Raw genomic sequence first — 24,443 nt, 5'->3', positions numbered from 1 at the left:
GGCGTGGGCGCCTTCGCATCGGCCGGTGGCTGTTCGCCACATTCGCAGCGATGATCGCGGCAACGCTCGTCTATACGCTCTACCCTCGGCCCGTGCCGCAGACCCAGGCTATTCAGATCAGTCAGCCGCTTCCGGATATCGAGCGTCTGCGCACAGTGGCGGAGTTCGCTGCAATCGCCGATCTGGACCAGCGTTCGGTCGCGTTATTCGAGGAAGCGGGTCGCGTGATCCAGCACCCACGCTGCATGAATTGTCATCCGCGAACGGATCGTCCTACCCAGACAGACGCGATGCGTCCGCACAGGCCGTGGGTATCACGCGGTCTGGATGGCGCCGGAGAGCCGACGCTCCGCTGCTCGACATGCCATGGAACCACGAATTTCGAGTCATCCGGCGTGCCCGGCAACCCAATGTGGATGCTCGCACCGATCGAAATGGCCTGGCAGGGCAAGACTCTTGGCGAGATCTGTCGGCAGCTTCTGGACCCGGCACGCTCTCATATGAGCCGCGAGGAACTGCTTCAGCACATGAGCGAGGACGCGCTTGTTGGTTGGGCCTGGCGCCCTGGCGGAGGTCGCAAACCCGCGCCGGGCACGCAGGCGGAGTTCGGGGCAATCATCAAGGCTTGGCTCGATACCGGCGGAAAATGCCCTGCATGAACCAGCCATTTTTCTGAAAAGGAAACGCCCGTGAACAAGCCGCAGGCCCCCAAACGAGGGTTCCGTATGACGCGTCGGCGGATGATCCTGGGCGGATCGCTGATCGGCGGTGCCCTGATCGTCGGCTATACCGCCACGCACCCCATGCAAGTCGCTGGCGCGATCCTTCAGGGCGGCGGCAGCGATCCGGAACCGAGCGCCTTTGGGCCCTTCGTTCGCATCGGTTCCGATGGATGGGTGACAGTGGTCAACAAGCAGCAGGAGATGGGCCAGGGCATCCATGCCGGCATAGCCGCGATGGTCGCTGAGGAACTCGACGCGGATTGGGATCGCGTGCGCGTGATTGAGGCGCGCAACAACTTCCGCGCTTACGGCTTGCAAATGACGGCGGGGTCGAACGCCATCGCCAGCAATTGGGACGCAATGCGCAATGCAGGCGCTGCGGCGCGCGCCATGTTTGTCGCGGCCGCCGCGCACCGCTGGAATGTTTCGCGCCAGTCCATCGAGGTGCGGGACGGCGTTGTGTCGCATCCGGGCTCGAACCAGTCTGCGACGTTCGCCGACCTGCTTGAAGACGCGTCTCGCCAGACGCCTCCGCAGTCGCCCACGCTCAAACAGCCTAAGGACTATCGTCTGATCGGCACCGATAGGGTGCATCGCAAGGACAGCCTGGCAAAAAGCACCGGCGCCGTGATCTACACTCAGGATATTCAACGTCCCGATATGCTGGTCGCGATGGTGGCGCACAGCCCCCGTTTCGGCGGAACGCTGGCGCGGTTCGACGCGTCTGACGCGCTGAAGGTGAAGGACGTCGTCGACGTCTTCGCCATTGAGACCGGTGTCGCGGTGGTGGCGAAGACGACATTTGCCGCACGGCGCGGACGGGACGCACTGCGTATCGAGTGGAACGATAGCGAAGCCGAGATGCGGTCAACCCCGGAGCTCATCGAATATTATCATCAAATTGCGGCCGGGCGGGGTGACCTGGAGCCGGGCGACTTCGGGACCAAGGGCGAAAATCCTGAGGCCCCCTTCGACGGCGACGTCGTCGAGTTCGCGTTCGATTTCCCCTATCTGGCCCATGCTCCGATGGAAACGCTCGATTGCGTTGCCCAAGTGGACGGCTGGAACGTGTCGATCACCTCAGGCGCCCATCTGGCGACACTCGACCAGGTCATGGCGGCGATCGCCGCCCGCACGATCCCCGGCAAGGTCGACCTCGAAGTCGTGCCGGCCGGCGGCTCGTTCGGCCGCCGCGGCATCATGTCTTCCGATTATCTTGTCGAATGTGTACGGCTTGCAAAGCGGATCCAAGGGCGTCCCATCAAGCTGATCTGGAGCCGGGAGGACGAGATGATGTCTGGCTACTACCGGCCGATGTCGCATCATCGCGTTTGGGTCCAGATGGGGGCCGATACCTTCCCGGCGCGTTGGCGCGTCCACAGCGTTTGCCAGGCCTTGACGCCGATCGGGCCGAATTTTCAGGCGACTGAGGGGATCACCAACTCACCCTATTTTTCGACCGCCTCGACTGTCGACGGCAAGATCTTCAGTCCGAGCTTTCCGGTCGTGGTCGGCTTCTGGCGCTCTGTCGGCGCTTCGCACACCGCCTTCGTGATGGAGCATATCATCGATCAGCTCGCGCGGCGGGCCGATCGCGATCCGGCGGCGTATCGGCGTACCCTCTATGAGAAGGCCGGCGATACGAGACGGATCGGGGTGCTCGACGAGCTTTGTCACAAGGCGGACTGGGGCAGCCCGCTCCAACCCGGCTGGGCCCGCGGCCTCGCAATTGCCGAGGCGTTCGGTACGGTCGTCGGTCAGGTCGCCGAGGTGCGGCTGGTCGACGGCCGTCCGATCGTGCGCCGCGTTGTCGCTGTCGTCGACTGCGGCATTGCCGTTGCGCCCGACCAGATCGCAGCGCAAATGGAGAGCGGCGTCGGCTTCGGCCTATCGGCAGCGCTGTACGGGGCGGTCACCTTGAAGGACGGTATCGTCCAGGAGACCAATTTCGACAGTCATCCGGTCCTGCGCATGAACGAAATGCCGGCGGTCGAAACACATATCATCAAGTCCATCCGTCGGCCGACCGGCATGGGTGAGCCCGGCGTGCCGCCGATCGCGCCTGCGGTGGCGAACGCGATGCTGGCATTGACCGGATCTCCCACGAAAAGCCTTCCGTTCCTGAGCGGCAACGCGCTCGGCAATAGCGACATATCTGCGCAATCCTAGCGGTCAGCGTATCATGCAGGTCCTTGGTCCGACGCAAGTCGAATACCCACTGCCGCCGCCGCAACACGATGCTCAAGGCGCCGGCTCCCATTGTTGGCAACGGGGCGCATCCGACCGGTAGGCAAGTCTCCAGCAACAGAACGGGTCGTTGTTTCGACCTTCAGACGACCGTATTGGCGAGGCGAACAGCCCATGACGCGTTTGAAGGCCGTGCTGAACGCACTTTCCGATTCATAGCCGAGCGAAGCGGCAATCGTCGCCACGGGGTCGCCTGAATTTTCCAGCCTGTCGCAGGCAAGCAGCATCCGCCAACGCGCCACGTACTGCATCGGCGGCTCCCCGACGCGCTCCTTGAACCTGAGCGCAAATGTCGAGCGCGACATGCCGGCAATCTCACCGAGCGCTTGCAAGGTCCATTGATACGCCGGTTCGGCATGAATTGCCTTGATGGCGGCTCCAAGCTGCCTGTCCGCCAAAGAGAAGAACCAGCCGATACGGTCGCCGCCATCCGCGTCCAGATGCGCACGTAGCGCCTGCACCAGCATCATATGGGCCAAATGCTGCGCCACGAGGGCGTTGCCAGGCTGCTCTTCACGCAGCTCCTTCATCATTTGCTCGACAGACCAGCGCAGCGCCACCTGCTCGGGTTGCTCGTGGATGTGCACGATTGGCGGAAGCAGGCCCAGCAGCATATCGGCATGGCTGCCCTTCACGCCGAAGCGGCTTCCAACGAGGAACAAGCCGCCGCCGCCGTTGTGCGTGACGACGCCACCGCTTCGCACGACCGGGAATATCTCCCCGGCTCCGATGGCCGGCCCATCAAGGCTGCTGCCAAGCCGAAAAGGCCGCCCAGTCGGCAGTACGAAACATTCGCCGGCCTCGAGGCGCACTGCGTCGCTGACACCCTCGACGGTGAGCCAGCAACCACCCGACACGACCGCATAGCATTTGATGAGCTTGTGTTGATCGCCGAACTGAACAGCCCAATCGCCGCCTGCATCGAAGCCGGACGAGACGTAGGCATGCGGCTTAAGCAGAGAAAGGACGTCTGAAAGTGGATCCATGGCTCATCTCGGACGATTGCGCAGATAAGATGGATTATGCAGCATAGACCGTCCTAAAACAACCACCTACCTTCAAGCCGGAACATAAATGCTGGCACGGCATGTCTACATGTCCAACTGGCGGGTGCGGTCACGCCGCTCCCGCTTTCGCCGTCAAACACCGAAGTAATACATGATCGTTGTAACCACTCCCACTGGCGATATTGGCCATCAAGTCGTCCAAAACCTTCTCCAGTCGAGCGCGCAAATCCGAGTGATCGCGCGCGATCCATCACACTTAGCCGAAGAAGTGCGAGACAACGTCGAGATCGTCACAGGCTCCCATGGGGACGCTGGCGTCGTGAACGAAGCGTTCAGTGGCGCCGACACGGTATTCTGGCTCGCGCCTGCTGATCCGAAGGCCACCTCCGTCACGGAGGCTTATGTCGATTTCACACGCCCTGCAGCGGCGGCACTGAAAGACCAAGGCGTCAAGCGCGTTGTTTCGATCACCGCGCTCGGGCGGGGTTCTCCCGTCGCCGACAAGGCGGGCTTTGTCACCGGCTCTCTGGCGATGGACGACTTGATCGTCAGTATGGGTGTCGCATTCCGTGGCCTGGCTATGCCGTCCTTCATGGACAACATCGCCCGACAGGCGATCACGATCAGAAATCAGGGCAAGTTCTTCCTGCCGATCGCCGCCGATCTCAAACTTCCGAGCGTTGCGACGCGCGACATCGCAGCGGTCGCGGCACGTTGGCTGCTTGATGACAGTTGGACAGGCCAGAGCGAGGTTCCGGTCCTCGGCCCCGAGGACATATCGTTCGACGATATGGCCGCAATCATATCCGAGGTGCTCGGCAAGGCGGTGACCTACCAGCAGATCAGCCTCAACGCCTACAAGGCTCGCTTCGTGCAGTTCGGCATGTCCGACGCCATGGCGCAGGGCATGACGGACATGGCTTGGGCCAAAGATCAGGGCCTCGACCTGGCAGTGTCGAGGACACCGGAAAATTCAACGCCCACGAGCTTCCGCCAATGGTGCGAGGACACGCTCAAGCCCGCCGTGCTCGACTGAGCCCGCATTTCGATCCGCCAACAGCAGGAGCACTAAGCCATGCATTTGACTGGCCACACCATTCTCATCACCGGCGGCACGAGCGGCATCGGCCGGGGCCTCGCCGAGGCTTTCCATTACCTCGGCAACCAAGTCATCATCGCTGGACGTCGTCAGACGCTCATCGACGAGATCACCGCTGCGCATCCGGGAATGCGTGGCCTGAGGTCGATATGCAGGACCGGACGGCGATCGCTCATCTGGCCAAAGAGGTTCAATCGCATTTTCCCGACCTCGACGTTCTCGTGAACAATGCCGGCATTTCCCGGATCGAGGCGTGGGACGGCGATGTGATCGACATCGACACGTCGCTCTCCATCATCGAGACGAACGTTATTGGCGTCCTGCGTTTGACGGCTGCCCTACTACCAACACTCGCGAGGCAGGCGTCCGCGACCATCGTCACCACCACTTCAGGCCTCGCCTTCGTACCTCGCTTCAACTACCCGACCTATTGCGCGAGTAAGGCGTTCCTCCATTCGTGGCTGCAATCCCTGCGTCACCAACTGCGCCAAAAGCCGATTGAAGTCATCGAGCTTCCGCCTCCCTACGTGCAGACCGAACTCGCGGGTCCTCGGCAGGCGAGCGATCCCGCCGCCATGCCACTCGCTGACTACATCGCCGAAGTCATCAAGCTTCTCGGGGAGCCTGCGCCGGCCAGCGGCGAGATTCTGGTCGAGCGGGTCAAGGCTCTGCGCATGGCGGAGCAGCGCGGTGCGTATTCGGAAATCTACGCAAATCTGAACCCGGCATAGGTGTCGGTGTCGTCACACGGTCAGAGCGAAACGCCGAGAGCATAGTTCGACTGAGTGCAATCCTCATTTCGAACCAGGTCTTGAGAGATTCACGAAAGGAAACTTCACGATGAGCAGCGGACACGTTCAAGAAGTGCCCCGAACACAGCCACGGGCCAATCACGACCAGCCACGCGGAAAATACATCCTCTGGACAGTTATTGCTTCAGTCGTGGCGGCCTTCGCCGCCTGGCTCAGCGCGGCATTGAACCTCGAGGTCTGGGTGATGTTCGCTGGGTTTATCGCCTGGTTCACACGCCCAACATCGCTGAAGAATAGCGCGGCGGCGATGCTGTGCCTCTGGCTCGGCATCGCGATAGGCGCCGTATCTCATGTCGCGACCGGCGCCCTCATCCCCTCGCTTGACCACATGGCGCTGCCGGCCGTTGTGTTCCTTGTAGCAATCCTCATTGTCGGTCTGCGCACCCAGGCCGCAACAAAGGGTCCGACAAGCGCGGTTGAGCGCGAAACCTGGTGCTCAGCCGTAACATTTGCATAGCATCGGAGCGCTAACGCACACGCCCCCAGATAATCGTCACCTTCGCCCCCAAGGCGCGAAAGTTCTCGATCATCCGATTGCCCTCAACCACCATCTTTAGTTCGTTCGTTGTACGAACATCCCCGATCCAGTTGAGAAAGGACGCACCCTTCACCGTGTTTCCGCTGAAACTGCCGCCCACATCGACGGTGTATCGGCCACATAAGGCGAGAGTGCCTGCCATGGCGCCCCTATTCTCCTCGTCTGTCCCGCCACCACGTTCGTTCGACGTAATGCGGAGGATGCGCGGATCGTACAGGAACTCGACGAAATGCAGGTCGCTCGTAAACACCAGCTTTCCCTGCGGCTCAGGGATATAGGGGCGCGAAGCAACGCCACTGGGGTGGCGATGGAAAGGACCATCGCGGCGGGGCCGGCCACAAGCATTGCTCTGCGCTCGATGATCTCAATCTTCCTTTTGATCGGCCGAAGAGGCGAGACTCGTCGGCCTTCGAGCGCTCCCGGTCAATGTGAGCGCGGCGCGGATGTTCTCATTGGCGGTGCTACCTAGCGCGAGTTGCAATGGTGGGTGATCCGAGTCGGCGGTCTCGATCATCGCATCGACGGTGTTGGAGGCGTCACCGCGGATCTCGAACGCACCGTTGACGATGAGACGGCGAACTTCGCCTGCGGGTGACCTACTTCTTTGAATTTGTCGCCGGGCGCTTCCGCGCCCCTGGTCGAGACCGACGTTTTCAAAGCGGCCGGCCGTGTCCGAGGCCCTACCCGCCCGACCAACGGTCGGACGGATATTGCCCGTGCGCGTCAATATGTGTGACCCGCTGCCGACAGGATGTAGCGAATATCTGAGGGGCCGGTCCACGCGTCAGCGACGGCCATGAGTGGGAGCGTCGTGACGGGGGCATCGAATCCGGCACTGTTCGTCTCCGTCAGAAGCTCGCGAGCGCCAGCCAACAATTCCCGGATGGCGACGCTGCCGATGCCGCTGCCCATCAATTCGAGCCCAGAACTGCGAAAAGCATCGCCACGGATCGAAATCTCGTCGCCCGCCACCGTGCCGAGTTGCACGTAGCGCACACGCGGTTCGCCGCTCCGTGCCCCCCGGTTTTTGGTTGCGGCGGCAATGACCCTAGCGGCAGGCTCGCCCCATAGGAAATCAAGCACGACATCGACGCCTCGATCGAATTCCGCGCGCAGGGCTTCATCGGCACGGTCGTCGAGAGCGATGCGCGACTCGACATCGAGCCGGTCCAGCGCTGTCTTGTTGCGACCAACTGCGATGACCCTGCCTGCGCCGAAATGCCGCGCGATCTGCACGGCCATGCCTCCAGCAGCACCCGTCGCTCCGTTGACGAGAACGGTGGCGCCCGGCTGAACCGACGCCCTCCGCGTCAGAGCGACCCAGGACGCCAAGCCGCCGGTCGCGACCGCTGCGGCGCGCACGTCCGATATTTCATCGGGGATGGCAACGATCATTTCGTCAGAGACCAGCGCCAGTTCGCCCATCGAGCCGAAGGGGGCCTTGGGGAACAGGAAATAAACCCGCCGGCCCTCCGGGTCGGTGCCAACGCCGTCCACGCCTGGTACGAAACCCGCCTGGGCGCCACTTGTGTAATGCTTGCCTGATGCCAGAGCCTTGACGATTGGGCTCAACGGCGCGGCGTGAACCCGCACGATCGTTTCTCCTTTCCCCGCGACCGGGTCCCGGAAATCGCCATAGGCGGGCGCTTTCCCGAAATCTGTAACGACTGCTGCTTTCATCTTTTTCTCCTATCGGGCGATGGACTGTCGGTTCGGGGATGCAAGTAGCTTAGATCCTTGGTACGTTCTCTAGCTAGAGATACCAATTTTCTTCGCGATCGTACCGTTCCTATGGATCCACTGTCTGAAATCCTCTCGCTCCTGAAGCCGCGCAGCTACATCACCGCCGGGTTCGACGCCGGCGGCGACTGGTCGCTGCGGCTGGACGATCTTGCCGGCCGCATCAAATGCTACGCCGTGATGCGCGGCAGTTGCTGGCTGTTGCTGGAGGAGGCCAGAGAACCGGTCCAGATCGTCTCCGGAGACTGCTTCGTGCTTCCGAGCGGACGCCCGGTGCGAATCTCCAGCGACCCGGCGCTGGCGCCAACGCTCGCAAGCGAAGCCCTTGCGCCGGACCGGGACGGAGAGACTGTCATCTACAACGGCGGCGGAGACGTGCTGCTGACCGGAAGCCGGTTCGAAGTCAGCGGTCGGCATGCCGACGTGCTGCTCCGGACGCTGCCGCCCGTCGTGCATCTCAAGGCTGCCGCGGACCAAGCGGCACTCCGTTGGTCGATTGAGTTGATGATGCAGGAACTGCGGGAAGCGAAGCCGGGCGCGCCTCTCGTAGCGCAGCACCTTGCGCATATAATGCTGACGCAAACGCTCCGCCTATATCTGACGCAACAGTCCGGCACGGAGATCGGCTTGTTCGCCGGCCTGGCCGACCCGCAGGTCGGCTCCGCCATCGAGGCGATCCACGCCGATCCGAGCCACGGCTGGACGCTCGAAATGCTTGCCGCGCATGTCGGCATGTCACGAACTGTCTTCGCGCGACGTTTCCGCGAAAAAACCGGAGATACGCCGGTCGCTTACCTTACGCGCTGGCGGATGATGCTGGCCGCCGAGAAGCTCGCCGGAAATGAGACGCTAGCGCATATCGCGCGCGCTGTCGGCTACGAATCCGAGAACGCATTCAACACCGCCTTTACCCGTGTCATGGGGTTGTCGCCGCGGCGCTATTCCAAAGCCGTGGATGCTCGCTCCCTTGTCGAGCCGCGACCGGGTGAGGACCTCTGACCCCTGCGTGAAGAATACCCTGCGGGAGATCACACTGCAGCACAGTTCGTGAGAGCAACTGCTTTGCCAATTCGAAAACTCATTGCCCCAGACGCGTTCGAGCAGTTGCCTGGGCCGCTCGGATCAGTCCCTGATACTGGGCTTCCTTGCCGGGATACCAGGGCATCCGTCCTATGTCGGCGAAACCCGGGATCGTCTCCATATGCTGGACCATGCGCCGGCGCATCGTCTCGTCCGGCAAGGGCCCGTACATGGCTTGGACATTGTCCTCCGCATGCTCCGGATTCGAGGTGCCACACAGCACTGTCGTGACCGCGCGATGCGCCATAACCCACTTGAGGAAGAACTGCGCCCAGGTCGCCGCTTCAAATTCCCGGGCGAAGTCCGGCAGCGAGCGACCTTCCACCACCTTCATCAGGCGCGCCTTTTCGAGCGGAAGGTTGATGAGGACGCCGACCCCGCGGGCTTCGGCCGCCGGCAGCAGGCGCCGCTCAGCGCTGCGGTCGAATATCGAATAGTTCGTCTGAATGAAATCGACACCGCCACGCTCGACGAGTTCGGCAAGCTGGTCCTGCGCGGCGGCTTCATGATGGGTAACGCCGACATAGCGAATGCGACCTTCCTTCTTCCAGGCCTGCATCAGCGGAATGACCACCGGTGCGTTGACGATGCTGTGGCATTGCATGAGGTCGATCGTATCGCGCCAGATGCGCAGCCTCGACTGCTCGAAACTTGCCACAGCATGGCTCTCGTCGCCGAGATACTCGCCAGTCGACCAGATTTTGTTGGCAACAAAAATCTCCGATGCCTCCGGCGTGCCGGCGAGGAACGCGCCAACAGAGACTTCCGCCGATCCGTACAGAGGTGACGTGTCGACGACCCGACCACCGCCCGCGACGTAGCGCCGAAAGACCTCGCCGAGATTCCTTCGATCATCGCCCGGCTTAGCGTCAAAGGTCAGGAAGGTGCCGAGACCCAGAGTGGTGAGGGTCTGCTGCGTTCTCGGAATCGTTCGTGTTCGCGCAGATCTCGTGGAGGCGGTCGCCGCCACGCTCGGTTGGCCTTGGGCATGGGCCTCACCGGAAAAGAAAGGTGTTGCCGCCAGCATCGTGGCACCTGTGCCAAGAGCACCGATGAAGCCGCGTCGGTTGAGGCCGGAATGCTGCTGTTCGCTCATGCAATAGTCTCCATCCTTTGTTTGAGTGCCTCATGCACGTACCGCGGCGCGCCACCGCTGGGCGCCCCATGGCTCAGACCACGAAGTCAAAGCGCGCGAACTGGCCGTCGCCCGCGGGGCTGATCGTCATGAGCAGCGTTTCGTCAAAAATCCGATCGCGCGCATTGCCCGGCTCGCCCGGAAAGAAGAGCTGCGTCGTCAGGACATCTCCGCCCGGCCGTTGAACCCTGAAATGGAAGTGTCGCGTGCGTCCCGGATACAGCGCCGGCACAATGGTGTTGAACCACCAGCGTCCCCGCGCGTCGGTGAACTGATGTCCCCGCAAGCGGAAGCCTCGACGATCATACTCGCCGTTTTCGTCGGCTTGCCAGATCTCAACGAGGCTATGCGGCACAGGGCGGCAGCGATCATCGACGACGTGGCCGGCAATGGTGATGCGCTCGCCGCGCGGCGCATCCAGATAGAGATCCTGCTTCAATGGTGAATTCGGCTTGAAGTAGGGACCGGCCTCACGGGCGGGCGTCGGCTCAACTCCGTCAGCGCAGGCGCGTGTCAGCGACAGCACCGGCGCTTCCTGTCCGAAAGCGATCACTCCGGCCAGGGGCACGAGCGGCATGGCAAGGAAACCCGACAAAAGTGTGCGCCTTGATGTCGTCATTGCGGGGCCTCCGTTACTCACTGAAATTAGAACTGCCAATTGACCGGGACCCAGGCATAGCCGGCGTCCGTCTTGAGCATTCGGCCAAGGCCCGGGAACGGATAGTGGAAGCCGAGAACTAGGAGCCGGTCTGCCGCCGCCATGTCGAAGATGCGGCGGCGGGAGGCGAGTGCGGTGTCCTTGTCGCGATCTGGCCCAGGCACCCATGGCCGGTCGACATTGACGATCGGGTGGTAGGCGAGATCGGCCGTCAGCAGGAGTTGATCGTTCCCGGATTGAACAAGGAAGTTCGCCATGCCCGGGGTGTGGCCAAATGCCGGAAGCGTGGTCAGCCCAGGGACGATCTCCGCGCCGGCTTCATACAACTCGATCCCGTTGGTGACGGGTTCGACGCTCCGCTTAATGGCCGCTGCGAAACTGCGGCGGAAATCCTCGGGTACCGGCATGTAGGAAAGGTCCGGATCGTTGCGGACGAAGAAGTCCCAATCGGCCCGCGGCGTAAAGATCGCCGCCCGCGGAAATGCCTTGCCGCCGTCCGCCGTGCGAAGGTTGCCGACATGATCCGGATGCGTGTGCGAGACAACGACAACGTCGATGTCCTCGGGCGATAAACCAATGGCTGCCAGGTTCTCGAAGATGCGACCGCCTTGCGGACCCATGGTCTGCCCGGCTCCGGCTTCAAGGAGGATCCGCCTGCCATTCGTCTCGATAAGAAGCGTGTTGAGGTTCAGCGTCAGGCGGTCAGCCGGCAGGAAGGCGCGCCGCAGAACCTCCTGCAGTTCTGCCTCCGGCGCGTCGCTTGCGTAGACCCGCGGAGGGCCGCCGATCAGCCCGTCGCTCAACACGGTCGCGGAGATGTCGCCGACCCGAAAGCGGTAGTGGCCGGCGTTTCCACCCTGGGCTGGGGGCGACGCGGCGGGAGCCGTCTGCGCAAAGGCCATGCCGGTCGGCAAGATCAGTCCCGTCGCGGCCGTCAGCATGATCTTTCTGCGATTCAGTGTGATTTCACCCATAGTTTTGCTCCAATCCAATTGCTGATCGCGCGCTCGAGTTCAGCGTCGGTGGTAAGGGCCGCCATTGGCCGCGGCTTCGCCTCGCGACATGTTGTTTCTCTAGGGATGACACGGATTGGCCGCGCGGATAAGCTAATCAAAATTGATCAGCTTATTAAGCAGGACTTTGCAATGCGGCCACTACGACTTGATAGCTTGGAGATCTTTGAGGACGTCGTACGCTGTGGTGGCTTTAGAGCCGCCGCGCTTGGCAGGGGCGTTTCGTCGTCCGCCATCAGTCAATCGATCAGCGTGCTCGAAGAAGCGCTGGGCATCCGGCTGCTGAACCGAACGACACGCAGCGTCGCGCCTACTGAAGCAGGCGAGCAACTTCTCGAACGACTAAGTCCCGCCCTTCACGACATCAGAACAGCGATCGACGATCTCAATCAGCTTCGCGAGCGCCCATCAGGCACCGTACGGATCAATGCACCAGGTCCGGCCGCCGACCACGTCCTGTGCCCCCTGGCCTTTGAGTTCATGAAAATTTACCCCGACATCAACGTCGAGATCGTCAGCGATGCCGCGATCATCGATATCGTGGAGCAAGGGTTCGACGCCGGCGTGCGCTTCGGGAACCAACTCGCTCAAGATATGATCGCCATGCCCCTGGGCCCCGCCCTGCGATATGCCATCGTTGCCTCCCCCGAATATCTTCGCAAACGCGGCCGACCCGGCTCACCGAGCGATCTCTTGCAGCACGACTGTATTCGTCGTCGCTTTCCCGGCGGAACCATGGTGACGTGGAAATTTGAGAGAGACGGCGACGAAGTGGAAATCACGCCGAAAGGTCGGTTGACACTGAGTTCAGCGCAGCAAGAGCTCCAGGCCGCGCTTGCGGGATCTGGAATCGCCCACCTGTTCGAGGACTATGTCCGTGATGAGGTTGAACAAGGCCGGCTTATCGAATTGCTCAGCGACTGGAAGCAGAAGCTGCCGAGTTGGTATCTGTATTATCCGAGCCGGAGGCATATGAGCGCGGCCGTGCGAGTTTTCCTCGAATACATCCGCAATCGGAGATGACGTCCAATCACAAGTAATCCTCAGCGTGCCGCATACGCTCAGGATTACTGCGCCGCCAAAGACACTTTCATATCCGCAGGACGCCACGGCCACAGTATCCGGAAGTTCAACTGTGCGGGCGGTCGAATTCGAACGATGGATCCGTAGACGTTGCGCTTTCTCGGTGATCCCGCCGTTTGCCTGTCTTTGTACGCCACAGTACGACGACCACATTTCGGTTGTTGTCATGCCCTGATTTCTGCCTCTTCTACTCATCCCCGATCCAGGGCCGCACTTCGCGGGCCCGCACGAGAACGGGGACGACGTGGCGGCCACTCACCAGAAATCGGAGGCAATCCTTCGCGGCGCACGCATGCTGCGTACGGCCCTCGGGCCGGCGATCGCCCAATTTCTGGAAGATCCCGCGATCGTCGAGGTGATGCTCAACCCCGATGGGCGGCTCTGGATCGACCGCCTGTCCGAGGGACTGTCCGACACGGGTGAGAGGATGTCGCCGGCCGATGGCGAACGCATCGTCCGCCTCGTGGCGCACCATGTCGGCGCCGAGGTTCATCCAGGCAGCCCCCGCGTCTCTGCCGAGTTGCCGGAAACAGGAGAGCGGTTCGAGGGCCTTCTGCCGCCAGTGGTGGCCGCGCCGGCGTTCGCCATCCGCAAGCCTGCGGTCGCCGTGTTCACGCTCGACGACTATGTGTGGACCGGCGTCATGTCCGGCGATCAGGCCGAGGCGTTGCGCATCGCCGTCGCCGAGCGTCGCAATATCCTGGTCGCCGGCGGCACCTCGACCGGCAAGACCACGCTCACCAACGCGCTGCTCGCCGAGGTGTCGAAGACCGCCGACCGCGTGGTGCTGATCGAGGACACGCGCGAGCTCCAATGCGCCGCGCCGAACCTCGTCGCCATGCGCACGAAGGACGGCGTCGCCTCGCTCTCCGATCTCGTCCGATCCTCGCTGCGTCTGCGCCCCGATCGCATCCCGATCGGCGAGGTGCGAGGCGCTGAGGCGCTCGATCTGCTCAAGGCCTGGGGCACCGGCCACCCCGGCGGCATCGGGACCATCCATGCGGGCACCGCCATCGGCGCGCTCCGCCGCCTCGAGCAGCTCATCCAGGAAGCTGTCGTCACCGTTCCCCGCGCCCTGATCGCCGAGACGATCGATTTGGTTGCGGTGCTCTCCGGCCGCGGCGCCTCGCGCCGGCTCGCCGAACTCGCTCGCGTCGAAGGGCTCGGCCCCGACGGCGATTACCGCGTCATCCCCGCCAGCCAGCACCTCACAGGAGATCCGTCATGATCCAGCATGCCATGCGTATCCGCCGTCACGTAGCGACAGCGGCCTCCATCACCTTCCTCACCTTGGCGCTCGCGCCCGCGGCCCACGCGTCCGGGTCGTCCATGCCGTGGGAAGCGCCGCTGCAGTCCATACTCGAATCCATCGAGGGCCCTGTCGCCAAGATCGTCGCGGTGATCATCATCATCGTGACGGGCCTGACGCTCGCCTTCGGCGACACTTCGGGCGGCTTCCGGCGCCTGATCCAGATCGTCTTCGGCCTGTCGATCGCGTTCGCCGCGTCCAGCTTCTTCCTGTCGTTCTTCTCGTTCGGCGGCGGAGCGCTAGTCTGATGGCGACGTCGGCCGAGACGGCGAGCGAAGTGCCGGGCTTTTCGGTCCCCGTCCATCGCGCGCTGACCGAGCACATCCTGCTCGGCGGCGCGCCTCGCTCGATCGCCATCCTGAATGGGACGCTGGCGGCGGCGCTCGGGCTCGGCCTTCGCCTCTGGCTGGTTGGAATTGGCCTCTGGGCGATCGGACACTTCGCCGCCGTCTGGGCCGCCAAGCGCGACCCGCAGTTCGTCGATGTGGTGCGCCGGCATCTGCGCATCCCCGGTCATCTGTCGGTTTGAGGGCGCGCGGCCATGATGAACCTTGCCGAATATCGCAACCGCAACACCCGGCTCGCCGACTTCCTCCCCTGGGTCGCGCTGGTGGGGGAAGGCGTTGTCCTCAACAAGGATGGGAGCCTGCAACGCACCGCCCGATTTCGCGGTCCCGATCTCGACAGCGCCGTGCCGGCCGAGCTGATCGCGGTCGCCGGACGGCTCAACAACGCCTTCCGCCGCCTCGGCTCCGGCTGGGCGATCTTCGTCGAGGCGCAGCGACACGGCGCCGCGACCTATCCCGCCAGCATGTTCGCCGACAGCGCGTCCGCGCTGGTCGACGCCGAACGCAAAGCGGATTTCGAGGAAGCCGGCGCGCATTTCGAGTCGAGCTACTTCCTGACCTTTCTCTATCTGCCCCCAGCCGAAGATGCCGCCCGCGCCGAGACCTGGCTCTATGAGGGCCGCGACCACACCGGCGTCGATGCCCACGAAGTCCTGCGCGGCTTCACCGATCGCACTGATCGCATCCTCCAGCTCATCGACGCCTTCATGCCGGAATGCGCCTGGCTCGATGACGCCGAGACACTGACCTTCCTGCATTCGACGGTCTCGACGAAACGCCACCGCGTCCGGGTGCCCGAGACGCCGATCTATCTCGATGCACTGCTGGCCGATCAGCCGCTCACCGGCGGGCTAGAGCCTCGCCTTGGCGAAACGCATCTGCGCATCCTCACCATTGTCGGCTTCCCGACCGCGACCACGCCCGGCATCCTCGACGAGTTGAACCGGCTCGCCTTTCCCTATCGCTGGTCGACCAGGGCTGTCCTCCTCGACAAGACCGACGCCACCAAGCTGCTGACCAAGATCCGGCGGCAATGGTTCGCCAAGCGCAAGTCGATTGCAGCCATCCTGAAAGAGGTGATGACCAACGAGGCTTCAGCGCTGGTCGACACCGACGCGGCAAACAAGGCGGCCGATGCCGACATGGCGTTGCAGGAGCTTGGCGCCGACTATGCCGGCCAGGCTTATGTGACGGCAACGATCACCGTCTGGGACGACGATCCGCGCATCGCGGCTGAGAAGCTGCGCCTCGTCGAGAAGGTCATCCAGGGCCGCGATTTCACCGCAATGCCCGAGACCATCAACGCCGTCGACGCCTGGCTCGGCAGCCTGCCCGGCCACGCCTATGCCAATGTGCGGCAGCCGCCCATCAACACGCTCAATCTCGCCCACATGATCCCGTTATCGGCGGTATGGGCGGGACCGGAACGGGACGAGCACTTCGCAGCACCCCCACTGCTGTTCGGCAAGACCGAAGGCTCTACCCCGTTCCGGCTTTCCATCCATGTTGGCGACGTAGGTCACACACTGATGGTCGGACCGACCGGCGCCGGCAAGTCGGTGCTGCTCGCGCTGATGGCGTTACAGTTCCGCCGCTACGAGCGGTCCCAAGTGTTCGCCTTCGATTTCGGTGGCTCAATACGGGCCGCGGCGTTGGCCATGGGTGGCGACTGGCACGACCTCGGCGGCGGACTCACCGATGGCGCCGAGGACAGCGTGTCGCTGCAGCCGCTGGCACGCATCGACGACGTCGCCGAACGGGCCTGGGCGGCTGACTGGCTCACTGCCATTCTGGGACGCGAGAGCGTTTCGATCACGCCCGAGGTCAAGGAGCATCTCTGGTCGGCGCTCTCGTCGCTCGCCTCCGCGCCGATCGGCGAGCGCACACTGACGGGCCTATCGGTCCTGCTACAGTCCAATGATCTCAAGCAGGCGCTTCGGCCCTACTGCGTCGGCGGCCCCTATGGGCGCCTGCTCGACGCCGAAGCCGAATATCTTGGCCAGGCGTCGGTACAGGCGTTCGAGACCGAAGGACTGATCGGCACGGGCGCCGCGGCTGCGGTACTCGCCTATCTCTTCCATCGTATCGAGGATCGTCTCGACGGCCGGCCGACGATGCTGATTGTTGACGAAGGTTGGCTCGCCCTCGATGACGAGGGCTTCGCGGGTCAGCTTCGCGAATGGCTGAAGACGCTGCGCAAGAAAAACGCCAGCGTCATCTTTGCCACGCAGTCGCTCTCCGACATCGACGGCTCCGCCATCGCGCCCGCCATCATCGAGAGCTGCCAGACCCGCATTCTGCTGCCGAACGAGCGCGCGATCGAGCCACAGATCACCACGATCTATCGCCGCTTCGGGTTGAACGATCGCCAGATCGAGATCCTGGCGCGGGCGATGCCTAAGCGCGACTACTACTGCCAGTCACGGCGCGGCAATCGCCTGTTCGAGCTTGGCCTGTCGGATGTGGCGCTGGCCATCTGTGCAACATCCTCAAAGACCGATCAGGCCGCCATCGCGCAGACTATCGCAGCTCACGGGCGCGAAGATTTCCTGGCGGCCTGGTTGCGCCAGCGCGGCCTCGACTGGGCCGCCGATCTCATCCCCAACCTCAACAACATGGAGATGTCCTCATGACCCCGCGTCGTTCGCGCGGCGTGCGCCTTGCCGCCGCGCTGCTCACCGCTTCCACCGCATTGTCACCGATCTTCTGGGCGCCACCAGCGGCGGCGCAGTTGATCGTGAAGGATCCGACGAACTACGTGCAGAACGTGCTTCAGGCGGCCAGGTCGCTGGAGCAGATCAACAACCAGATCAGTTCGCTTCAGAACGAGGCGACGATGCTCATCAACCAGGCTCGTAATCTCGCGAGCCTGCCGTACTCCTCGATCCAACAACTTCAGCAGTCCGTGCAACGCACCCAGCAACTGCTGCAGCAGGCTCAGCGCATCGCCTACGATGTCCAGAACATCGATCAGGCGTTCCAGACCACCTACGGCAACGCCTCGATGTCGGCGTCCGATCAGCAACTCGTCGCTGGCGCCCGGGAACGCTGGCAGAATACCGTCGGCGGCTTGCAAGATGCCATGCGCGTGCAGGCCGGTGTCGTCGGCAATATCGACACCAACCGGTCCGAGATGTCGTCACTGATCGGCCGCAGCCAAGGAGCGACCGGCGCGCTGCAGGCGACGCAAGCCGGTAATCAGCTCCTCGCGCTGCAGGCGCAGCAGCTCGCCGATCTCACGGCCGTCGTCGCTGCCAACGGTCGCGCACAGTCGCTCTCAGAGGCAGAGCGCGCAGCGGCCGCCGAACAGGGCCGTGAGCAGCGCCGCCGCTTCCTCACGCCGGGTTCCGGCTACCAAGCGGGCAACGCCCGCATGTTCCCGAACAGCGGCAACTGAGGGCGCGGCGATGGACGGCAAGATGCTCGCCCGACTTGGCGCGGTGGTGTTCGTCGCGGTGGCCGTCACCGCGACGGCGATCGAGTTAAGCCGGGATGAGGAGCAGGCGGAGAGCTGGGCTTCGTCACGACCGAACACGGCTCCGTCCGACCCGTTGCGCGATGAGTTATTCCGCTGCCAGGCCCTCGGCGAAGCCGGGCCGCGTGATCCTGCCTGCCTGCGGGCCTGGGCGGAAAACCGCCACCGCTTCCTTGCGCCGGGCGCTCGACCGGCAGAGAGGCTGCCGGAAGCGGCGCCGGCTCCCCATCCGCAAGCGGACCCGGCCATGCCGACCCATCCGGCGCTGGTGTCGCCGTCGGCCGAGACTCGGTAGCGTCATGGGCAACACCGGCGTCATCGACCACTTTCTCGAAGTCTTCACCCGTTACATCGATTCCGGCTTTGGCCTGCTGAGCGGCGAAGTCGCGTTCATCGCCACGACCCTGATCGTGATCGACGTGACGCTGGCGGCGCTCTTCTGGTCCTGGGGCGGCGATGACGACATCTTCGCCCGGCTCGTGAAGAAGACGCTGTTCGTCGGGGTGTTCGCCTACATCATCGGCAACTGGAACAACCTCGCGCGCATCGTCTTCGAGAGCTTCGCCGGCTTGGGCCTCAAGGCCAGCGGCACGGGCTTTACGACCGCCGATCTGCTGCGGCCTGGCAAGGTGGCTCAGACTGGCCTCGACGCCGGACGTCCGCTTCTGGAATCCATCTCAGGCCTAATGGGCTACTGGTCGTTCTTCGAGAACTTCATCCAAATCGCCTGCATGTTCCTGGCCTGGGCGCTGGTGTTGCTCGCCTTCTTCATCCTCGCCATCCAGCTCTTCGTCACGCTCATTGAATTTAAGCTGACAACGCTGGCCGGCTTCGTCCTCATCCCGTTTGGCCTGTTCGGCAAGTCGGCCTTCATGGCCGAACGGGTGCTCGGCAACGTCATCTCGTCCGGCATCAAGGTGCTGGTGCTCGCCGTCATCATCGGCATCGGCTCGACGCTGTTCTCCGAATTCACCGCCGGCTTTGGTGGCGCGACTCCGTCCATCGACGAAGCCATGGCCATCGTGCTCGCCGCGCTGTCGCTCCTCGGCCTCGGCATCTTCGGTCCCGGCATCGCCAGCGGCATCGTCTCTGGCGGTCCGCAGCTCAGCGCCGGCGCGGCGGTGGGCACAGGCCTCGCCGCCGGCGGCATGATCGCAGCCGGAGCCGGCGCGGTCGGCGCCGTTGCCTCCGGTGGCGCGGCGCTTGCCGGAGGCGCGGCAGCCGCGGCCCGGGGCGGCGCGGCGATGGCGGGCGGCGCATCCACGGCCTACAGCCTCGGCGCGGCCGGCCAATCAGGCGCCAGTGGCGTCGCGTCAGGTCTCGGCGGTGTTGCCCGGGCCGCAGGCAGCGCCGCTGTCTCACCGCTGCGCCGCGCCGCCTCACGCGCCGCCGAGAGCATGCGCTCCAGCTTCAACGCCGGCGGCAAGGCTGCGTTCGAAGCCACTGGCGGCTCCTCGACGATGGGATCGGTCGGTGGCGATGCAGCGGGCGACAGCAGCGGCTCGGCCGCACCGGCAACCGCCGGCGGACCGCCCGCATGGGCGCAGCGCATGCGCCGCTCCCAACGCATGACCCACGCCGTCCAGGCGACCGCCCACGCCGTGCGTTCCGGTGACGCCCATGGCGGCGGCTCCTCCGTCAATCTCTCCGAAGGCGACCGCTGATGTTCAAACGACCCTCTACCCACTATGGCAAAGCCCCCGAACCCGAGACGCCCTACCAGCGCGCCGCGCAGGTCTGGGACGAGCGCATCGGCGCCTCGCGCGTCCAAGCGAGGAACTGGCGGCTGATGGCCTTTGGTTCGCTGATCCTCTCCACCGGCTTCGCCGCCGCGCTGGTCTGGCAATCGGCGCGCGGCACGATCGTGCCCTGGGTGGTGCAGGTCGACCGGCTCGGTCAGGCGCAGGCCGTGGCGCCGGCTGTTGCCGACTATCGCCCGACCGACCCCCAAATCGCCTTCCACCTGGCACGATTCATCGAGCAGGTCCGCTCGATCCCGGCCGACGCCATCATCGTGCGGCAGAACTGGCTGCGCGCCTACGACTTCACGACCGATCGCGGCGCGGCAGCGCTCAACGATTATGCGCGGGCCAACGACCCGTTCACCAAGGTCGGCCGCCAGCAGATCGCGGTCGAGGTCTCCAGCGTTATCCGCGCGTCCCCCGACAGCTTCCGTGTGGCCTGGGTCGAGCGCCGCTACGAGAACGGCCAGCTCGCTACGACCGAACGCTGGACCGCGATCCTGACGATCGTCGTGCAGGTCCCGCGCAACGCCGATCGGCTCAGGGCGAACCCGCTCGGCATCTACGTCAACGCCATCAACTGGTCACGGGAGCTTGGTCAATGAAGCCGTCTTTCCGTAAAGCCGGAAACCCGGCTTCACACATTTCCGCAGTTCCGGCTTTGCGCCCAGGCGCATTGCCGCTTCTGCTGCTCGCAACGTCCGCGCTCGCCGGCTGCGCCACCAACACGCCGCCGCCCGAAATCTCCTACGATGCTGCCGCGCCGGCTGTGCAGACCGTCGATCCACCGGCGCCGGTCACCGTGGTCGAAATTCCGCGACCGCTTCCGCTGCCCGGGCAGATGCAACGAGTCGAACCGTCTCGAACCACCCCGGAGCCGACCGATCCGACCGCCCGGGTCAACCAGGCCAACGCCGCTGCGCGCATACAGCCGGTGCGCAACGGCTTCATCAACTCGATGCAGGTCTACCCCTTCACGCAAGGTGCGCTCTATCAAGTCTACACCGCCGTCGGGCAGATCACGGACATCGCGTTGCAGCCCGGAGAGCAGTTGGTCGGATCGGGTCCGGTCGCCGCCGGCGACACAGTGCGCTGGATCATTGGCGACACGCAGAGCGGCGCCGGGCCGACGCTGCAGGTCCACATCCTGGTGAAGCCGACCCGGCCGGATCTGATGACCAACCTCGTCATCAACACAAACCTGCGCACCTATCACATGGAGCTGCGCTCGACCGAGCGGACCTATATGGCCTCGGTCTCCTGGCAGTATCCTCAAGATCAGCTCATCGCGCTGCGCCGCCAGAACCAACAGGCCGAGGCCGCGCAGCCGGTCGCATCTGGCCTCGACCTCGCCAACGTCAACTTCCGCTACGCGATCGATGGCGACCGCGCGCCGTGGCGGCCACTGCGCGCCTTCGACGACGGCCGACAGGTCTTCATCGAATTCCCGCGTGGAATCGGCCAGGGCGAAATGCCGCCGCTATTCGTCGTCGGCCCGGAGGGCAATACGTCGGAATTGGTGAACTACCGGGTGCGCGGCCATCACATGATCGTCGACCGGCTCTTCGCCGCCGCCGAGCTGCGGTACGGCTCCGGCGATCGCCAGAAGCGCGTCCGCATCGTGCGCACCGACGGGAGGCCGGCGTCGTGAGCGAGACGGAGCCCCGGAAAGAGGAAGGGCCGGACGAGGAGGCTCGGCCGTTGACCGGCGAGCCCGTCGGTCCCGCGCAGATGCGGCTGCGCGCCGAACCACCGCGCGTCACCCGACTGTCGCGAAAGGTGCTGGCCGGGCTCGGCCTGGTCGCGAGCGTCGGGATCGGGGGTGCGCTCATCTACGCCCTACAGACCCGCGATGACGGTCGGCCTAGCGAGGAGCTCTACTCGACAGAGAACCGCTCGACGGCCGACGGAATTGCGGGCCTTCCACGCGATTACAGTGGCGTGCCTCAGCTTGGCCCGCCGCTCCCGGGCGACCTCGGACGCCCAATTCTCGGGGCCCAAAACCGCGGCCAACCCGTGCCGACGCCCGGCGTGGCCCCGCCCAACCCCGGCCTCAGTGCGGAAGAGCAGCGGCGCATTCAAGAACTTGAATCGGCACGCACGGCGCGGCTGTTCGCCGCCACCGAAACGCGGACGGCCGCCGCAACGCCCTCCCAGGCGACGCCCGGCGCGCAATCCGTGCCCGATCTCACCAGTCTCGGGCTGGCCCCGCCGCCGACGACGCCAACCGCGCAGGATCGGCAAAACGCCTTCCTCAACGCTGCTGCCGATCGGCGCACTGTCGCCGCTGATCGCGTCGCCGCGCCAGCCTCGCCAAACGTGCTGCAGGCGGGCGCCGTGATCTCCGCCGCGCTGATCACCGGGATTCGATCGGATCTGCCTGGCCAGATCACTGCCCAGGTGACCGAAAACATCTATGACAGCCCGACGGGCCGCATCCTGCTCGTGCCCCAAGGCACGCGCGTCATCGGCCAGTACGACAACAACGTCCAGTTCGGACAAAGCCGCGTGCTGTTGGTATGGAACAGGCTGATTTTCCCCAACGGCCGGTCGATCGTGCTCGAGCGCCAGCCGGGGGCAGACGCCGAGGGCTACGCCGGTCTGCAGAATGGCGTCGACTACCACTGGTGGGACCTCGCCAAAGCCGCAGGCCTTTCGACCTTGCTCAGCGTCGGCGCCGAACTCGCCGTGGACAATGACGATCGACTATTCCAGGCGATCCGCAACGGCGGTCAGGACACGATCAATGACGCGGGCCAACAGATCGTCCGGCGCCAGCTCAATATCGCTCCGACGCTCACGATCCGCCCCGGCTTCCCTGTCCGCGTGATCGTCACGCGGGATCTGGTACTCGAACCCTATGGAGGATCGTGATGGCGAAGCTGAAGCTCGGCCCAATCGTCGATGATAGGCCTGTGAAAGTCACTCTGGAGCTGCCTGCGGCGCTGCACCGCGACCTGCGCGCCTATGCTGAAGCTCTTGGCAGGGAACAGGGCGAACCAGCCACCGATCCAATTCGTCTGGTAGTCCCGATGTTAGAACGGTTTATTGCAACCGACCGTGGATTCTCCAGCATTCGACGGCGATCAGCTTGAGAGCCAGATGTGCATCGAGACTCACAGCCTAGGGCTATTCATAAGGGGCACAAGATCAATGCGCACAGTGGATCGCGCATCGAGCGAGAACTTTGTGCATCAGCCCATTCGCCCGAATGTCACGTCGCCAAGCTGCTCAAGTGTGGTCCACAGCCTCCCCGCAACTTGCTGGTCGTCGGCTTTTTCAGGAATCCCGGCCCAGCCGGGTAAGCCGCCTAGCCCCATCGCCCCGTTGGGGCCGTAGTATCCGCCAGCCGCCGCTTGCGGCGACGTTGCCGCATACAGGGTTGGCAAAGCGCCTTGAGCGGGCGGTTGGAACAGGAAAGGCATGTATCGATGATTGCGCCCCTCCAGGCTGTCCGGGCCGGGGCCGTCGGGAACGAGGTTCGTGCGGGCGATGCCGGGATGGGCAGCTATAGACGAGATACCCCAGCCTTCCGCCACGCTGCGCCTCTGCATCTCGAAGGCGAGCATGAGGTTGGCGAGCTTGCTGTTGTCGTAAGCCGCCCCATAATCGTAATCCTGAACCAGTTGCAGGTCGGTGAAGTTGATTGCGCCCATGAACGAGCGGCTGCTGGAAACCCAGACGACGCGCGGGGATTGGCCTTCGCGAAGCAGCGGCAGCAGTAGGGCGGTCAACACAAAATGACCAAGCGTGTTCGTGGCAAAAACCCGCTCGAATCCGTTGGCGCTCACTTCGCGGCTTTTCCGCCCCATGACGCCGGCATTGTTGACGAGAATATCCAGACTTCCTCGGGACGCGCGCATACGCTCCGCAAATCCGGCGACCGAAGCGAGGTATGAAAGATCGAGCGTCTCGAAGCGGATCGAAGCGCCGGGAACGATGCTCCTGATGTGTCTGACCGCTTCCTCGCCCCGTTCTTGCTTCCGGGACGCGATGGTTACGTCCGCCCCGGCGCGAGCGAGTTCAAGGGCGTCATGAAAGCCCAGGCCGCTTCGATCGCCTACGGGATAGCCATTGCCACCGGTGACCAGCGCCGAGCGCCCTCGCAGCGAGGGGATGTCGGCCGCCGTCCAATCGGGGATCCTCGGCAGTCCCTGCTGACGCGGGGAAACGGGCGGCCTGTTCGCCCAGACGGCGACGCCGCCGCCCACGGCCGCAACAGCAAGGCCCGCCGCGCCGTATCGAACAAATGAACGGCGCGACAATCCCGATGCTTTGGCTTTGCTAGGCCCATTCCCTCCGCGCGTGTCTGTCATTTCAGGAATCCTTCCCAGTAATGAATTTGGATGGTTCGGCGATGTCAGTGTTGCGAAAGGTGAGCGGCGATGCACTCGTTTGCGATCAGCATGAACGGGAGTATCCGGTCGATCGTCGCC

General features: G+C 64.0%; 26 protein-coding genes and 1 pseudogene. 19 read left to right on the top strand and 8 right to left on the bottom strand.

Annotated features, from left to right (window positions below):
- Nucleotides 1-50: 50 nt before the first annotated feature.
- Both DUT91_RS11045 and DUT91_RS11040 read left to right on the top strand, forming a co-directional pair.
- Entirely contained in the window at nucleotides 51-659 is a 609-nt protein-coding gene (locus DUT91_RS11045) for an Isoquinoline 1-oxidoreductase subunit (RefSeq protein ID WP_245419690.1), read from the top strand.
- 30 nt (nucleotides 660-689) lie between these two features.
- The gene (locus DUT91_RS11040; protein WP_245419677.1) at nucleotides 690-2,891 is read left to right on the top strand and encodes a xanthine dehydrogenase family protein molybdopterin-binding subunit; all 2,202 of its coding nucleotides are present in this window, start codon (nucleotides 690-692) and stop codon (nucleotides 2,889-2,891) included.
- Between the two features lie 11 nt (nucleotides 2,892-2,902).
- Here the strand turns inward: DUT91_RS11040 and DUT91_RS11035 are convergent, their stop codons facing one another.
- The gene (locus tag DUT91_RS11035; protein WP_114440444.1) at nucleotides 2,903-3,955 is read right to left on the bottom strand and encodes an AraC family transcriptional regulator; all 1,053 of its coding nucleotides are present in this window, start codon (nucleotides 3,953-3,955) and stop codon (nucleotides 2,903-2,905) included.
- Nucleotides 3,956-4,127: 172 nt separating this feature from the next.
- Between DUT91_RS11035 and DUT91_RS11030 the strand changes: the two genes are divergently transcribed.
- From DUT91_RS11030 to DUT91_RS11020, 4 genes are all read left to right on the top strand, one after another.
- Nucleotides 4,128-5,012 (top strand): NmrA family NAD(P)-binding protein, encoded by an 885-nt coding sequence (locus DUT91_RS11030; protein ID WP_114440443.1) that lies wholly within the window; start codon nucleotides 4,128-4,130, stop codon nucleotides 5,010-5,012.
- A 39-nt stretch (nucleotides 5,013-5,051) separates the two neighbouring features.
- Entirely contained in the window at nucleotides 5,052-5,300 is a 249-nt protein-coding gene (locus DUT91_RS27170) for an SDR family NAD(P)-dependent oxidoreductase (RefSeq protein WP_281032610.1), read from the top strand.
- The gene (locus tag DUT91_RS11025; protein WP_281032609.1) at nucleotides 5,225-5,806 is read left to right on the top strand and encodes an SDR family oxidoreductase; all 582 of its coding nucleotides are present in this window, start codon (nucleotides 5,225-5,227) and stop codon (nucleotides 5,804-5,806) included. The genes DUT91_RS27170 and DUT91_RS11025 overlap by 76 nt, the downstream gene beginning before the upstream one ends.
- 109 nt (nucleotides 5,807-5,915) lie before the next feature.
- Nucleotides 5,916-6,344, top strand: coding sequence for a DUF1097 domain-containing protein (locus DUT91_RS11020; protein ID WP_245419676.1), 429 nt, complete (start codon nucleotides 5,916-5,918; stop codon nucleotides 6,342-6,344).
- A gap of 10 nt (nucleotides 6,345-6,354) precedes the next feature.
- On the opposite strand, the pseudogene DUT91_RS11015 reads toward DUT91_RS11020, so the two are convergent.
- From DUT91_RS11015 to DUT91_RS11010, 3 genes and pseudogenes are all read right to left on the bottom strand, one after another.
- Nucleotides 6,355-6,711: pseudogene (locus tag DUT91_RS11015) on the bottom strand (lipocalin-like domain-containing protein); the annotation flags it as partial.
- A 78-nt stretch (nucleotides 6,712-6,789) separates the two neighbouring features.
- Entirely contained in the window at nucleotides 6,790-7,152 is a 363-nt protein-coding gene (locus tag DUT91_RS25510; RefSeq protein ID WP_147272174.1) for a Rossmann-fold NAD(P)-binding domain-containing protein, read from the bottom strand.
- Nucleotides 7,149-8,105 carry a quinone oxidoreductase family protein gene (locus tag DUT91_RS11010; protein ID WP_114440440.1) on the bottom strand — a complete coding sequence of 319 codons (957 nt, stop codon included), beginning with the start codon at nucleotides 8,103-8,105 and terminating at the stop codon, nucleotides 7,149-7,151. Before DUT91_RS11010 ends, DUT91_RS25510 begins: the two co-directional genes overlap by 4 nt.
- Nucleotides 8,106-8,216: 111 nt before the next feature.
- Between DUT91_RS11010 and DUT91_RS11005 the strand changes: the two genes are divergently transcribed.
- Nucleotides 8,217-9,164, top strand: coding sequence for an AraC family transcriptional regulator (locus DUT91_RS11005; RefSeq protein WP_114440439.1), 948 nt, complete (start codon nucleotides 8,217-8,219; stop codon nucleotides 9,162-9,164).
- Between the two features lie 79 nt (nucleotides 9,165-9,243).
- On the opposite strand, the gene DUT91_RS11000 is transcribed toward DUT91_RS11005, so the two are convergent.
- From DUT91_RS11000 to DUT91_RS10990, 3 genes are all read right to left on the bottom strand, one after another.
- A complete protein-coding gene (locus DUT91_RS11000; RefSeq protein WP_114440438.1) occupies nucleotides 9,244-10,341 on the bottom strand; it encodes an aldo/keto reductase in 1,098 nt (365 codons plus the stop codon).
- A 73-nt stretch (nucleotides 10,342-10,414) separates the two neighbouring features.
- Nucleotides 10,415-10,999 (bottom strand): dioxygenase family protein, encoded by a 585-nt coding sequence (locus tag DUT91_RS10995; RefSeq protein WP_114440437.1) that lies wholly within the window; start codon nucleotides 10,997-10,999, stop codon nucleotides 10,415-10,417.
- 26 nt (nucleotides 11,000-11,025) lie between these two features.
- On the bottom strand, nucleotides 11,026-11,979 hold the full coding sequence (locus DUT91_RS10990) for an MBL fold metallo-hydrolase (protein ID WP_114440686.1): 954 nt from the start codon (nucleotides 11,977-11,979) through the stop codon (nucleotides 11,026-11,028).
- A 138-nt stretch (nucleotides 11,980-12,117) separates the two neighbouring features.
- Here DUT91_RS10990 and DUT91_RS10985 point away from each other — a divergent pair, with 138 nt between their 5' ends.
- The 12 genes from DUT91_RS10985 to DUT91_RS10930 all read left to right on the top strand — a co-directional run bounded on the left by DUT91_RS10985 (nucleotide 12,118) and on the right by DUT91_RS10930 (nucleotide 23,102).
- A complete protein-coding gene (locus DUT91_RS10985) occupies nucleotides 12,118-13,074 on the top strand; it encodes a LysR family transcriptional regulator (protein WP_200834946.1) in 957 nt (318 codons plus the stop codon).
- A gap of 352 nt (nucleotides 13,075-13,426) precedes the next feature.
- On the top strand, nucleotides 13,427-14,362 hold the full coding sequence (gene trbB, locus DUT91_RS10980; RefSeq protein WP_425373782.1) for a P-type conjugative transfer ATPase TrbB: 936 nt from the start codon (nucleotides 13,427-13,429) through the stop codon (nucleotides 14,360-14,362).
- Complete coding sequence (locus DUT91_RS10975) at nucleotides 14,359-14,691, top strand: TrbC/VirB2 family type IV secretion system protein (RefSeq protein WP_114440435.1); 333 nt, start codon at nucleotides 14,359-14,361, stop codon at nucleotides 14,689-14,691. The genes trbB and DUT91_RS10975 overlap by 4 nt, the downstream gene beginning before the upstream one ends.
- Nucleotides 14,691-14,972, top strand: a complete 282-nt coding sequence (locus DUT91_RS10970) for a VirB3 family type IV secretion system protein (RefSeq protein WP_048649014.1) — start codon at nucleotides 14,691-14,693, stop codon at nucleotides 14,970-14,972. The genes DUT91_RS10975 and DUT91_RS10970 overlap by 1 nt, the downstream gene beginning before the upstream one ends.
- 12 nt (nucleotides 14,973-14,984) lie before the next feature.
- Nucleotides 14,985-17,423: a conjugal transfer protein TrbE gene (gene trbE / locus DUT91_RS10965; RefSeq protein WP_114440434.1), complete on the top strand. Its 2,439-nt coding sequence runs from the start codon at nucleotides 14,985-14,987 to the stop codon at nucleotides 17,421-17,423.
- Complete coding sequence (gene trbJ / locus DUT91_RS10960; protein WP_114440433.1) at nucleotides 17,420-18,187, top strand: P-type conjugative transfer protein TrbJ; 768 nt, start codon at nucleotides 17,420-17,422, stop codon at nucleotides 18,185-18,187. The genes trbE and trbJ overlap by 4 nt, the downstream gene beginning before the upstream one ends.
- Before the next feature lie 10 nt (nucleotides 18,188-18,197).
- On the top strand, nucleotides 18,198-18,560 hold the full coding sequence (trbK-alt, locus tag DUT91_RS10955) for a putative entry exclusion protein TrbK-alt (protein ID WP_114440432.1): 363 nt from the start codon (nucleotides 18,198-18,200) through the stop codon (nucleotides 18,558-18,560).
- A 4-nt stretch (nucleotides 18,561-18,564) separates the two neighbouring features.
- The gene (gene trbL / locus DUT91_RS10950; protein ID WP_114440431.1) at nucleotides 18,565-19,929 is read left to right on the top strand and encodes a P-type conjugative transfer protein TrbL; all 1,365 of its coding nucleotides are present in this window, start codon (nucleotides 18,565-18,567) and stop codon (nucleotides 19,927-19,929) included.
- Complete coding sequence (trbF, locus tag DUT91_RS10945; RefSeq protein WP_114440430.1) at nucleotides 19,929-20,612, top strand: conjugal transfer protein TrbF; 684 nt, start codon at nucleotides 19,929-19,931, stop codon at nucleotides 20,610-20,612. Before trbL ends, trbF begins: the two co-directional genes overlap by 1 nt.
- On the top strand, nucleotides 20,609-21,658 hold the full coding sequence (trbG, locus tag DUT91_RS10940; protein ID WP_114440429.1) for a P-type conjugative transfer protein TrbG: 1,050 nt from the start codon (nucleotides 20,609-20,611) through the stop codon (nucleotides 21,656-21,658). Before trbF ends, trbG begins: the two co-directional genes overlap by 4 nt.
- Nucleotides 21,655-22,881, top strand: a complete 1,227-nt coding sequence (locus DUT91_RS10935) for a TraB/TrbI/VirB10 family type IV secretion system protein (RefSeq protein ID WP_114440428.1) — start codon at nucleotides 21,655-21,657, stop codon at nucleotides 22,879-22,881. Before trbG ends, DUT91_RS10935 begins: the two co-directional genes overlap by 4 nt.
- Nucleotides 22,881-23,102, top strand: a complete 222-nt coding sequence (locus tag DUT91_RS10930; RefSeq protein WP_114440427.1) for a DUF2274 domain-containing protein — start codon at nucleotides 22,881-22,883, stop codon at nucleotides 23,100-23,102. The genes DUT91_RS10935 and DUT91_RS10930 overlap by 1 nt, the downstream gene beginning before the upstream one ends.
- 99 nt (nucleotides 23,103-23,201) lie before the next feature.
- On the opposite strand, the gene DUT91_RS10925 is transcribed toward DUT91_RS10930, so the two are convergent.
- Nucleotides 23,202-24,323: an SDR family oxidoreductase gene (locus DUT91_RS10925; protein ID WP_114440426.1), complete on the bottom strand. Its 1,122-nt coding sequence runs from the start codon at nucleotides 24,321-24,323 to the stop codon at nucleotides 23,202-23,204.
- Between the last annotated feature and the right edge of the window lie 120 nt (nucleotides 24,324-24,443).

Origin of the sequence: Paramesorhizobium salinisoli (assembly GCF_003335045.1) — a bacterium.
Taxonomy (GTDB): Bacteria; Pseudomonadota; Alphaproteobacteria; order Rhizobiales; family Rhizobiaceae; genus Paramesorhizobium; species Paramesorhizobium salinisoli.
This window is presented reverse-complemented; position numbering and strand designations above follow the sequence as displayed.